Annotated in this window: 10 protein-coding genes; all 10 read left to right on the top strand. The window is 40.8% G+C overall.

Going from position 1 to position 13352, the window contains the following annotated elements:
• The first annotated feature begins 3 nt into the window (after nt 1-3).
• The 10 genes from BK026_RS09435 to BK026_RS09390 all read left to right on the top strand — a co-directional run bounded on the left by BK026_RS09435 (nt 4) and on the right by BK026_RS09390 (nt 13352).
• On the top strand, nt 4-927 hold the full coding sequence (locus tag BK026_RS09435) for a TniQ family protein (RefSeq protein WP_071815630.1): 924 nt from the start codon (nt 4-6) through the stop codon (nt 925-927).
• Between the two features lie 50 nt (nt 928-977).
• The gene (locus BK026_RS09430) at nt 978-2357 is read left to right on the top strand and encodes a TnsD family Tn7-like transposition protein (protein WP_371264973.1); all 1380 of its coding nucleotides are present in this window, start codon (nt 978-980) and stop codon (nt 2355-2357) included.
• 387 nt (nt 2358-2744) lie between these two features.
• The gene (locus BK026_RS09425) at nt 2745-3062 is read left to right on the top strand and encodes an MbcA/ParS/Xre antitoxin family protein (RefSeq protein WP_071815628.1); all 318 of its coding nucleotides are present in this window, start codon (nt 2745-2747) and stop codon (nt 3060-3062) included.
• 48 nt (nt 3063-3110) lie between these two features.
• Nucleotides 3111-3326 (top strand): antitoxin Xre/MbcA/ParS toxin-binding domain-containing protein, encoded by a 216-nt coding sequence (locus BK026_RS09420; RefSeq protein WP_071815627.1) that lies wholly within the window; start codon nt 3111-3113, stop codon nt 3324-3326.
• A gap of 116 nt (nt 3327-3442) precedes the next feature.
• On the top strand, nt 3443-3835 hold the full coding sequence (locus BK026_RS09415; protein WP_071815626.1) for a hypothetical protein: 393 nt from the start codon (nt 3443-3445) through the stop codon (nt 3833-3835).
• 167 nt (nt 3836-4002) lie between these two features.
• Nucleotides 4003-4452: a DUF411 domain-containing protein gene (locus BK026_RS09410; RefSeq protein ID WP_371264981.1), complete on the top strand. Its 450-nt coding sequence runs from the start codon at nt 4003-4005 to the stop codon at nt 4450-4452.
• Nucleotides 4452-5867 carry a TolC family protein gene (locus tag BK026_RS09405; RefSeq protein WP_083575061.1) on the top strand — a complete coding sequence of 472 codons (1416 nt, stop codon included), beginning with the start codon at nt 4452-4454 and terminating at the stop codon, nt 5865-5867. The genes BK026_RS09410 and BK026_RS09405 overlap by 1 nt, the downstream gene beginning before the upstream one ends.
• Nucleotides 5867-7618 (top strand): efflux RND transporter periplasmic adaptor subunit, encoded by a 1752-nt coding sequence (locus tag BK026_RS09400; protein ID WP_071815625.1) that lies wholly within the window; start codon nt 5867-5869, stop codon nt 7616-7618. Before BK026_RS09405 ends, BK026_RS09400 begins: the two co-directional genes overlap by 1 nt.
• A gap of 14 nt (nt 7619-7632) precedes the next feature.
• The gene (locus tag BK026_RS09395) at nt 7633-11496 is read left to right on the top strand and encodes an efflux RND transporter permease subunit (protein ID WP_071815624.1); all 3864 of its coding nucleotides are present in this window, start codon (nt 7633-7635) and stop codon (nt 11494-11496) included.
• Complete coding sequence (locus BK026_RS09390) at nt 11496-13352, top strand: 2Fe-2S iron-sulfur cluster-binding protein (protein WP_071815623.1); 1857 nt, start codon at nt 11496-11498, stop codon at nt 13350-13352. The genes BK026_RS09395 and BK026_RS09390 overlap by 1 nt, the downstream gene beginning before the upstream one ends.

The raw sequence follows: 13352 nt of genomic DNA, 5'->3' as shown, positions 1-13352 counted from the left end.
CTTATGAGCGTCTATCACTTTCCTGCCCCTTTTGAAAAAGAGCACCTTCTTGGTTGTTTAATGCGCTACGTCTTACCCCAAGGCCGGAAGGAATACGTTAAAGTAGCTAAACGAGTGTCATCAAATGTTAGTAAAGTTAATTCGAACAGTTATTGGCAATCTGTTTATACCGATATTCTCAAGCAATACTTACCCAAATACCACCATCAATTAGCGCTTAACAATACGTTATTAAATGTTTATACCAGTTTAATTGAAAGTGACTTTTCCAATGTATTGGCGGAGCAAGTAAAGTATCCCAGCAAGTTACAACTCAAACATGCAAATCTGGAACAGGTTCATAAAGGCTGGAAGTGGTGCCCTGAATGTATATTCGATGATGAAGATGAGTGTGGAGTTGCTTATTGGCATTGTGAACACCAATTTCCGCTCAAAAAACGATGTACCAAACATGGGGCATTATTATTATCCGGTTGTCAGAGCTGCGGTTTTGCTTGGTCTTCAATTTTGCAAGGGCCTGGCCCCTCAGCGAGTTGCCCTAAATGTGGAAGTACATTCTCAGAGCGTCATAGAGAAGATAGTTACGACGATTTATGGATTGAAAGAAGTGCAAACGGTATTTTAAATGGAAGCTTAAAGTTTGATAAAAATAAAGTTAAAGAATGCTTAAAAGTACAGTACGGCTTTGGCGAATTTAAGCGGCAGTGGTCTGTAGCTGAGAGAAATCAAATTAGTGTTCAGCAAGACTTATTTGGAAACTGGATTGACTCACTCAACTTATTAAATCATTTATCACCTTTGCCAAATCGCAGGAGTAACTCAGAGCATCCCGCATTTAATGTCAGTACTTATGTATTTAAAAGTTATGATTATGCGCCACTAATTCATCTGTTATTCAGCCGTTATTGTCGGGAGGTACTATGTTAGTACTCCTGCCAGACGAGACCATTTATAGTTACCTTATTCGCTGTTGTTTAATGGATGGATATCCAACGTTGGCGTGTGCGTTAAAATACAAAATAGGAAGCTCAAGTAAGCAGTGGAGTGCCTCTTTTCCTAGCTTCATATCCCAAGTTTCGTTATTTTCAGGTATTCCATTTCAGCAGTTGTTGTATAAACATACTGTTTATCCCTTGTATCGAACATTCTTATCACAAGCTGTGTCCACTAAAGTTGAACAGCTTTTATTAGCCGGTGGAACATTAAATTTAGAATCAAAAATGTCGTTGGTTGCTAATCGTTCAAAAATGACAGGCGAACTAAAGTATTGCCCATTATGTACGAAACAAGACATCGAAAAGTATGCATGGTGCTATTGGCATTTACAGCATCAACTCCCAGGCGCTTTAGCTTGTGCAATTCATGACTGTAAACTCGAAGGCATAAAGGTAAACCGAAAACGCTTAATATTGCCTCCAACTGAAAAAGCAAGTCTTAGCACAGTAAATGAAAAAGCAGTGAAACTCGCAATGCTAAGCCAAAACATATTTAAGTTGGGCGGCTATGGGCTTAATTCAGAAATTATTAATCGTGTTTATCGTCATCGTTTAGTAGAACTCGGGTTAGCAACATGTAACCAGTCAATTCGCATTAAGGTCAGTCAATGGCGAAAACACCTAAGGCTTTATTGGGAGTCTATTTGCGATGAACCGCAAATTTCACAGATTTTAAGCAAGTCCAAATCCTGGCAGTATCCAGCAAACTTGTTATATGGAAAAAGTAAGACATTTCATCCTTTAAAGCATTTGCTAGTTATTGGTCATATGTTTAATACATTTGATGAATTTATGTCGATATATCGTTTATTTGAGAAAGGGCAAGAACCTTGTGTGGATTCTAAGGTTGAAGTAAATGGTGATAACTTAGCTCGCAGTATGCCTGACAAAAAGATACTGAGCTTTTTAGAAAATGGTTATAGCTTAAGGCAGACTTCTTCTCTATGTGGAGTGAGCATTGGTTATACGAAGAAAATTGCACAGATATCTGGAATTGCTATTCATAGACGATCTCAATTTATTGACGAACGCAAAAGACGTGAAATATGGCGCAAGCTCTTAGTTGGTCTGTCTACGCAAAATATAGCTGCTTCGGTAGAAACGTCAGTGGGAGCAGTTGAGCAAATACTTTCTTGTCACCCTGAACTTGTTCAGCTTAGAAAGAAAATTCGTTTTCACAATCTACTCAAGAAGCATCGTGGCCAGTTAATTTCAGCTGTTCAAAGCAGTACTTCCCGCCAAGAAGTAAAGAAGGCAGTTTCCTCTAGTTATACCTGGCTGTTTAAGCACGACAAAGATTGGTTGTATTCGCAGCTTCCTGCTGAAATTCCACGCAGTCAACGTTATAAGCGTGGTGGTTAATCCTGTGTTTGATTAGCTCGAATTTTTTAAATTGGTATACGGTGTTTGTTTGATTTCAAACTAATCGTTATATACCACAGCAAGCTGTGAACAAATCCAGAGAGTTATGAATAACAGTTAAAAGTAGTAAGCAGGAAGGAATTTCTCACCAAAAGAGAAATTATTTTGGCCTCAAAAAAGAGAATAATGAGAATTAAAAAATTTGCAACAGTGAATTTGCTAAGTCATTGATTCGGGATGACCGAACGCTGTACAAGTAACCGATTTTGCCAATATATCGCTTGACACATATTTGATGAAATTGGTCTAAACGCAGATTTTCAGGTGCTTACAGTGCAACTGGTTTCAGTTCCGCGAAGCGGGCAAGTAAAAATAAAGGAGTGAACCATGTTAGATGAATACGCAGTTATAAAAGCTCAGAAAATTTTGCAAAATTGGAAAGCAAGTTCTGTGCAAATTGATTCGATATTGCCGTTAGGAGTTAATGAAACAGAGCTTGAAGAAAGGAGCAGACTGATTTTACAAATCGATCAAGCGTTAAAAATTATGTTCAACAACCCAGACAACATTAATGGTTTTATGAGAATGCCAAATCACAACGGCACTTTTAAAGGTAAAACGCCCCTTGAAGTCGTAAGCTCAGGAGGTTTAAACGAGTTAATAAAAGTATTGGACCATTTAAAAGAGGGGCTTTTTATCAAATAAAGCCATCTGTTAACTGAAATGTTGTAAATCTAAGAGGAAATTATCATAATGAATTATGAAACTATGTTTGAACACTTAGTAAGGGATAATCCTGAAATTAAAAAGATTTTATTAAAGCTCTACCTCGAGCCAGAGAGAGCTACAAAGTGGTTGTTGGTTCCTAAAGCGCAATTAAATGGAGTTGCCCCAGCTGAGTTATTGGAGTTAGAGCCGAATCGAGTTTTGGACTTATTAAATCAAATTCAAAGAGGCGATTTCTCTTGAGGAATGCAGGCTTTTTCATCGAGCATAAGCATGTGAACTTTACTCTACTTAATTCCATCATTTACTTTTTTATCCAAATGAAATAATCTGTAGAAGTATTTCTAATTGAGATTTATATGTTAAAGCCACTTTCAAAAGTTTTAGTAGTTGCGGCTATGCTGATTGCCTTTATCGGGCAGGCATTGGCGTATTCTTCTATGTCTTGCGAAATGTCTGATGGCTCACACGAGTCTCATATGAATATGAGCCATGATTCTATGGACCATTCAAGTATGGATCATGCCTCGATGAATCATTCTTCTGTTGACCAAAGTGGCCAACAAAACCATGAAGAATGTTGTGGTTCAGATTGCGTATGTCCAGCCAGTGCGTGTATGAGTATTAGCATTGTGGGCTCTGAGCCCAAAACTGCATATTTGGCTCGTTTAAGCGAAGGTGTATCTTTCCAGCCACTTAACCAAACTAAGTCAATCCCCACTTCTCTATATCGTCCACCGATTTTTGCCTAACACAGGATAAGTGCGTCTGCTTTATTTGTTAAAGCGTCCTTTCTCGCACACTCTCTATATAAAACGTTAAACCTCAAACGAACACTCTTTACGAAGTTTTGTTTGAAATAATCCAGAGTAATCTGGGGGCAAAAATGATTAGATTTTTTAACATAGCATTGTTTGCAATGCTTTTACCTCTTTTTGCGCAAGCTGAAGAGAAACGACAAGACGAAAAATTATTCGAACTATTGGTTTATAAAACCCCAACCTGTGGTTGTTGTAAAAAGTGGATACGTCATATTGAAGATGAGGGTATTGTTGCCCATTCAAAAGACTACCGCAGTATAAGTTCTATCAAGAATAAATATGGTATCAAGCCAAACTATCGCTCTTGCCATACTGCCGTGAGTCGAGGTGGCTTTGCCTTTGAAGGCCACGTTCCTGCTAAATTTATCAAAAAATTCCTAACTGAAGAACATCCAAATGCTATAGGTCTATCTGTACCTGCCATGCCTGTGGGCTCACCCGGAATGGAAGTGGACGATCGCTTTATGCCTTACAAGATCCTTATCCTTCTTAAAGATGGTTCTAGTAAGGTTTACGCAGAAGTTAATACTTACGAGGAACAATTCTAATGAAGACTTTCACCTCAACCGGCAAGATGTCGACTATTTCAACATTGGCTTTAAGCTTAATGTTAGGCACGTCAGTCTTCTCTGCTCATGCACAAAAGACGATATCACTCGAGCAAGCACTTGCTCTTGCAGAGCAAAATGATCCTTGGCTGCATGGTAGTAAGCTAAAACAGTCGGCTGTGGAAAATCGAAGTGTCGCAACAAGCTCTCTACCAGATCCCAAGGTTTCAATAAGCATGATGAATTTACCTACTGATTCATGGGATTTTGACCAAGAGGGTATGACGCAGTTTAAAGTTGGTGTATCTCAAATGTTCCCCCGCGGAGACAGCTTAGAGATAAAAGAAAAACAATTAAAAATAGAAGCTTCTAAGTTCCCTTTAATGCGTGAAGACCGAAAAGCAAAATTAAAAACTAAAGTATCTGAGCTTTGGTTAGATGCTTATCAAGCGCAACAAACTATCGCGCTTATTGAGTCGGATTGGACTCTTTTTGAACAAATGGCCGAAGTAGCAAGGGCTAGTTATTCGAACGCCGTAGGTAAAACAAGGCAGCAAGATGTCATTAGAGCACAGCTTGAAATTGTTCAGTTGGAAGACAGACTTACAGCTCAAAAGCAAAAGCTTGAAACGACAATTGCTCTATTGAATGAATGGTTGCACGTATATGACAGCAGCAATTTAGATGACGTATTTGATTTTGATTCGCAACCTAATGCATTTGGGGTATCAGAGCAGCTCCCGACAATAAGGCTAGAGAACCCGTCTCTGTTGAAATCAACAGGATACTCGAGAAATAAGCTTGCGATCGAGTTTTCAGACCACCCTGCAATATTAGCAATAGATATAAAGAGAAAGGTTTCAGAAAAAGGGATTGAACTTGCGAAACAGCAATACAAACCTCAATGGGGCGTTAATGCAAGTTATGGATATAGAGACGATATGCCTTCGGGTGATGAGCGAGCCGACTTATTTTCTGTAGGTGTTTCATTCGATTTACCACTTTTCACAGAGAACCGACAAGATAAACAAGTTGCAGCATCGATTGCAGAGTCAGAAGCAGTTAAAACAGAGAAGTTATTGCTGACAAAGCAAATGATCAGTGCCGTTGAAAAAGAGCTAAGGCAGCTTAATCGTTTGTCGGAACGTCAGTCACTCTATAAAGATAACTTATTGAAGCAAATGCATGAACAAGCAGAGGCTTCCTTAACTGCTTATACCAACGATGATGGTGATTTTGCTGAAGTGGTTAGGGCCAGAATTGCTGAATTGAACGCCAGAATAGCTGCATTAAAAATTGATGTAGAAACGTTAAAAACCGTTGCACGAATCAACTACTTTTTCGCAGCAGTACCCTCACATCAGGTTGGTGACGGGTTTAAAAATGGCTCAAATGCGAAATTTGGAGATAAATAATGTCGAACAATAAACCTCAAATTAAATTAATTGCCGCAGCCATAATTGGCGCTATTTTAGGTGCTGGCGCATTGAATATGTTCCAAGGTTCGCCCACCTCATCTGAGCAAGGTGAAGAGTCTGGTGAGAAGAAACCTTTGTATTGGGTAGCACCAATGGACTCTAACTATCGAAGAGATCAGCCGGGCAAATCGCCGATGGGGATGGATTTGATTCCGGTATATGAGGAAGACTCTGCGAATGACGACTTTGGTCCGGGAGCAGTTACTATCTCTCCTCATGTCGTCAATAACCTTGGGGTTAGGACGTCACCAGTTGAGTTGAAAACAATGCACTCAGAAATCAACACGGTGGGCTACGTTCAATATGATGAAGATCAACTCGTACATATTCATCCTCGAGTTGATGGTTGGATTGAAAAACTATTTGTTAAAGCAGCTGGTAACCCAGTAGAGAAAGGTCAGCCCTTATATACGCTTTACTCTCCTCAGCTCGTTAATGCGCAAGAGGAGCTGCTAATTGCGTTAAATCGTAACAATAAGTCGTTGATTTCTGCTGCTAAAGATCGCCTTAAGGCACTGCAATTATCTAACGATTTTATTGAACAGTTATCGCGAGATCGTAAAGTTCAACAAAGCATCACTTTCTACTCACCTCAATCAGGCGTAGTAGATGGATTAAAAATCCGTGAAGGATTTTTCGTCAAGCCAGGAAATACATTATTAAGTATTGGTAAATTGGAACAAGTTTGGGTTGAAGCTGAAGTCTTCGAGCGAGACGCAGCAATAATCAAAGAAGGGTTGCCTGTTTCAATGACACTTGACTATCTGCCTGGTCAAGAATGGGCAGGCATTGTTGATTATGTCTATCCAACCTTAAACAGTAAAACAAGAACGCTTCGAGTGAGATTGAAATTTGATAACCCGGAGCATCAATTAAAACCCAATATGTTTGCGCAAGTATCTATTCATGCTAATCAAGGCGAAAACGCAGTTTTGGTGCCTAAGGAAGCGGTTATAAGAACGGGTAAACAAGACCGCGTAGTACTCGCTCTAGGGGATGGGCAATTTAAATCTATCGAAGTTTCGATTGGGCGGGTTGATCAAGAAAACATCGAGATTCTGGAAGGTTTAAATGAAGACGATGTTGTTGTCACATCTGCTCAATTCCTAATTGATTCAGAGTCTAGCAAAAGCTCTGACTTTAAAAGAATGACACACGAAGAAGTTCCTGAATCAGTTTGGATGGAAGGAGAAATAAATAGTGTTATGGCAGGACATAGAATGGCCACCATTACTCATGGTCCAGCTGAGGCTTGGGATTGGCCAGAAATGACGATGGATTTCAATGTAGCTGATAGTGTTGATATCGATTCATTAAAAGCAGGCCAAACGTTGCATTTCGAAGTGTCAAAAACAGAAGACGGAGGCTATGAAGTTACGGGTATTCATATCATGTCACAGCCAGAAGTTTCATCAGCAACAGTAACTGGAACAATAAACTCTATCGAACCCACATCTCGCACGCTAAACATTAGTCGAGGCCCGATTGAAAAGTGGGACAGACCTGCTGCAACAATGGACTTTGTATTGGCAGATGACCTTGACCTTTCTAGCGTTAATGTTGGCGATGAAATTGGCTTTACATTTGAAATTAGAGATGACTTTGTCATTACAGAGATTTCTCGTAATGCAGCTATGCCACATTCGAATGAACAAAACAGCTCTGCTGTTGATCACTCGCACCATTAATACGGAGACCAGTAATGATTGAATCAATTATTAGATGGTCTGTAGGCAATCGATTTTTCGTTGTACTCATAACGTTAATCATTGCCTTCGGTGGACTATTTTCATTAAAGAATACGCCTGTTGATGCGATCCCTGATCTATCGGATGTGCAGGTGATCATTAAAACTAGCTATCCGGGTCAAGCACCACAGGTTGTTCAGGATCAGGTTACATTCCCGCTAACAACAGCCATGTTATCGGTTCCAGGTGCTCAAACCGTTCGAGGTTACTCGTTTTTCGGTGATTCATATGTTTACATCATATTTGATGATGACACCGACTTGTATTGGGCAAGAAGCCGCGTTCTTGAATACTTAAGCCAAGTAGCCTCTAGTTTACCTGACTCGGCCAAACCGCAATTGGGACCTGACGCAACAGGTGTGGGTTGGGTATACATTTATGCTTTAACGGATAAGTCTGGTAATCACGATTTAAGCCAACTAAGAAGTATTCAGGATTGGTTTCTAAAATATGAACTCCAAACTGTCCCAGGTGTGTCTGAAGTCGCCGCAGTGGGCGGAATGGTTAAGCAATACCAAGTTCAGGTTGATCCTGACAAACTGAGAGCCTACAACGTACCGTTAAGTCATATCCAAATGGCGCTTAAACGAGGTAATAAGGAAACTGGTGCATCAGTTGTCGAAATGGCAGAAGCCGAGTATATGGTTACTGCGACAGGTTATATCCAATCTGTACAAGACATCGAAAAAATACCATTAGGTATTAACGAGCAAGGCACACCCCTTCGTATAGGAGATGTCGCAAACGTCAATCTAGGCCCTCAAATGCGTCGAGGGATAGCCGAACTTAATGGTGAGGGTGAAGTTGTTGGTGGTGTTGTAGTCATGCGCTTTGGTGAAAATGCGCAGCAAACTATCAATGGTGTAAAAGAGAAACTTGCATCACTTAAATCTTCACTGCCTGAAGGCGTCGAAGTTGTCCCTGTTTACGATAGATCTAAATTGATAAACAACGCTGTAGACAACCTTTGGAAAAAGTTACTCGAAGAGTTAGTCGTTGTAGCCTTAGTTTGTGCAGCATTTTTGTTTCATCTTCGTTCTTCAATTGTCGCCGTAATCACGCTGCCGTTAGGCATCTTGGTGTCTTTCATCATCATGTATATGCAAGGGATTAATGCAAACATCATGTCTCTTGGCGGTATTGCTATTGCAATTGGTGCTATGACAGATGGTGCCATAGTCATGATTGAGAATATGCACAAGCACATGGAAGCTCTCAATAAAAAGGGAATACCTCTGACAGATGAAAACAGATGGCAAATCGTTGCTAAAGCGGCAAGTGAAGTTGGTCCTGCACTGTTTTTCAGTTTGCTCATTATTACCGTCTCATTCTTGCCTGTGTTTATCTTGGAAGCCCAAGAAGGCAGAATGTTTTCACCGCTCGCTTATACAAAAACTTACGCAATGGCAGCATCAGCGGGTCTTGCAATTACATTAGTGCCGGTCTTAATGGGTTACTTTATCCGAGGGAAAATAGTCTCTGAAAAGAAAAATCCGTTAAACAGGTTGCTTATTGCCATGTATATGCCGGTTTTAAGATTGGTGATGAAGTTCCCGAAAGCGACTATTGTCGCAGCCATTTTAGTGACAATTGTTGGCTTTTGGCCTGTTGATAAAATCGGTAGTGAGTTCATCCCTCCGTTGGATGAAGGCGATTTAATGTATATGCCTACCACATATCCTGGTATTTCAATAGGTAAAGCAAGGGAGTTGTTACAGCAAACGGATAAGCTTATTCGCACGGTACCTGAAGTTGAAAACGTATTTGGTAAGGTTGGCCGAGCTGAAACAGCAACAGATCCTGCACCATTAACCATGATTGAAACCTTTATACAACTTAAGCCAAAAGATCAGTGGCGTGAAGGTGTGACAACCGACTCATTGAAAGCTGAGTTTGATAAGTTAGTTAAATTTCCGGGCTTAACCAATGCGTGGGTAATGCCAATCAAAACACGTATCGACATGCTTGCTACTGGGATTAAGACGCCTGTAGGGATCAAAGTTGCAGGTCCTGATTTGGATACTATTCAGGAGATTGGCCAGCAAATAGAACAACTGCTGCCGCAGGTTGCAGGTACAGCCTCTGTGTACTCTGAGCGCGTTGCCGGAGGTCGATATATTAAAGTTGATATATCTCGCGATAAAGCGAGTCGCTTTGGTCTTAATATTGAAGATGTTCAACAAGTTGTATCTACAGCGATAGGCGGAATGAATGTTACCCAAACCGTTGAAGGACAAGAGAGATACCCCGTCAATTTGCGTTATCCTCAGGATTATCGTGATTCTCCAGAGCAGCTTGCGAGGTTGCCAGTTGTTACGCCTAATGGTCAACGAATAGCATTAGGTGATGTTGCAGACATTAGAGTTGAAAACGGGCCTCCAGGGATTAAGAGTGAGAATGCTCGAATTAATGGCTGGACGTTTATCGACATTGATGGCGTAGATGTTGGTACTTATGTAGAAAATGCAAAATCTTATTTGGCCAATAATCTAGAGCTTCCAGCTGGTTATTCGATTACATGGGCTGGTCAATATGAGTACATGGAACGTGCTAAAGAGAAACTTACATACGTATTGCCACTAACCTTTGCAATTATTGTCATTCTGCTTTATCTAAATTTCCGATCATTTAGTGAAGTAGCGATTATTATTGCTACCTTGCCTATGGCCATGATTGGAGGCCTATGGTTGATGTATTTAGAAGGTTTTAATTTCTCAGTGGCAGTGGGTGTTGGGTTTATTGCACTAGCTGGGGTGGCTGTGGAAATTGGGGTAATCATGCTTGTATACCTCAATCAAGCATACCAGAGCGCAAAAGAAGAATGTGAACAAGCTAATACACCATTCACCAAGCAAAAATTAGCGCAAGCGATTATGGAAGGCGCAGGTATGCGTATCCGTCCAGTAATGATGACAGTGGCGACCATTATAATTGGATTAATGCCTATTCTCTATGGAACAGGCACCGGCTCAGAAGTCATGAGTCGTATAGCTGCACCTATGGTTGGAGGCATGGCTAGCGCTGTGATTTTAACCTTAATCGTACTACCTGCAATTTACTATCTGTGGCGTGTTAGAACAGTTCAACAGCCAACAAAACCGCCGTTCAACTTGTTGAAATCCAGCCGTAAATATCACAAATGGATCATGGCGTTTATTGGCGTGCAGTTCCTGTTCTGGTCTATTACAGGTTTATATATGGTGAGCATGGATATTCACCATATACATGGCGAAACCTTAGTAAAGAATCAAAATCAAACACTTGAGCTGAACGAGGTTAACTTCACTACAGCTTCTTTAATCGAGAATTTTCCAGAGGCTAAAGATATCTCTCTAGGTAAGCTTTTGGATAAGCAAGTGTATCGTTTTACCAATGGGGGTGAAGGCAAAGTCGCGGTAGACGCAAATACTGGTGACGTTATACCTCAGATTGACGAAACCATGGCCAGAAAAATCGGCAACTACCACTATGCCGGTTCGGGGCAGATTGAAGCATTAACTATAATGACTTCAGCATCTGAGATGCCGGCGGAATTGTCACCTAGACACCTACCGTTTTGGCAGATCAAGTTTGAAGGGCTTTCTTCGCCTACGTTATATGTAAATCAAAATACAGGAACTGTAGTGGCTAAAAGACATGACTTTTGGCGACTATTTGATTGGATGTGGCGTTTTCACATTATGGACTATGACGACGGTGAAAATGTCTCAAACTGGTTTTTGTTGCTAGTTGCGTCGCTAGGACTTTTAGCCGCATTGGCTGGTGCTGTCCTGACTTACTACCGTGTAGCTGCGCCAAATAAAAGTGAGGCGGTTTAATGTCATTTATTAAATCAAGCAAAACCCTCCATAAGTGGCTTTCTTTAGTGGTGGGAATTCAATTACTTATTTGGTTGGGAACCGGCGTTTATTTCAATTTGATGGATCATCATAAAGCAGGTGGACATGAATATCGTGTTCACTCTCATAGTGACCACAAGTTATCAGCGTTTGAACTTAAACCTGTTTCTGTCGTAGGTCGCGTGTCAAAGGACATTCAGCCGATAAGCGTAAAACTGATATGGATTCTGGAACGCCCCTACTATCACTTCGTTTACCAAGCGGGCCAACACAGTTACCAGAAAAGCCGTTCTGAATTATTCGATGCTGTAACGGGAGAACCTTTTAAGCTGTCTTCGTCACAGGTGTTAATCATTGCTCAGCAATCATATTCGGGTCCAGGAGAATTGTTGAAACCAGAGCTCTCACAACCACCATTTGACGACTATGTTGCTCAACAAAATCCGATGTGGAAAGTTAACGTTCGAGATAAAAACAATACAACCATCTACCTAGATGCAGCGACAGGTAAAGTACTTCGACATGCCAATGACGATTTCAGACTTAAAGACCTAATGATGAAGCTGCACTTTATGGACTACGGAAATTCAGGTGGCTTTAATCATTGGTGGATAATTGTTTTTGCCATTTGTACCTTACTCTTATCAATTACAGGCGTTATTTGGTTAGTCCAACTATACAAGAATGGATTACTCAAATTGAAGTGGCATCAAAGCAATCAAACAGTTGCTGTGACGTTTGCTGAGGCGGGAACAAGCTGTGATGTGTCAGCTTCTGAAAATCATTCAATCCTTGAGGGGTTAGCTAACTCGCATGTTTACTTGCCTTCTAGCTGCGGAGGTGGTGGAACCTGTGGCAAATGTGTCTTTAAGAGCGAAAATGACCTTCCTCCAACTTCAGCTGAAATAGAACAGCTAACTGAAGAAGAATTGGCTCAAGGTTATCGACTAGGCTGTCAGCATACCATTTCAGAAGTTGATTCTGTGGAGGTTATGTCCAGTAATAAAATTGAAACCCACGAATTAATAGTCGTTGCATCACAGTTCATAACCCCATTCATCAAGGAAGTGAAATTTAAGGTTAAGTCTGGCAACCCACTTACATACAAAGCGGGTGCGTATATGGAATTTGACATACCAGCAGGTATGAATGATTTGCGTCCAAATGATATGCCCCAGGCATTTGAAAAATACTGGAGCGAATATGCTCATGGAAGGTTTACCCACAGTGGCGCAAGCCGTCATTACTCCTTAGCGAATTTTGACCAAGAAACCGATGAACTAACGTTTAACATACGTTGGCAAACCAGTGCCGATGGTCATAGAGCGGGTATTGGATCTTCGTATTTAGGGGCACTTGAAGTGGGAGAAACAGTAACGGCTAGAGGTCCATATTCTGATTTCTTTGCGATGTCCCAACCCGGTAGCACTAACAAACATCGACGTATATTTATTGGGGCAGGTTCAGGCTTAGCTCCTTTGAGAGCCATCATTTTCGAAGAATTGAAAAAGCACAACCATCAAGACGAGATGATACTGATTTATGGTGCTAGAACGGAAGAAGACTTGTTATACCAAAGTGAGTTAGAAGCGTTAGAGCAGAGCCATGACAATTTCACTTATATACCAACATTATCAGCACCTTCTCCACAGTGGAAAGGTAATCGAGGCTACGTACAAAAATCATTGCTGTCGCAACTCAGTGAAAATGTGCAGCCTTTCGCTACTGAGTTTTATCTGTGTGGGCCTGCGGCAATGATGGAGGAAGTTGAAAATATGATCCTAGATATTGGTGTGCCTTCACAGCTTATATTTAAAGATAAATTTACTCGTTAA

Source organism: Alteromonas sp. V450, assembly GCF_001885075.1.
In the GTDB taxonomy this organism is placed as follows: domain Bacteria; phylum Pseudomonadota; class Gammaproteobacteria; order Enterobacterales; family Alteromonadaceae; genus Alteromonas.
The sequence above is the reverse complement of the archived record's forward strand: the minus strand, read 5'-3'. Positions and strand labels throughout refer to the sequence as shown.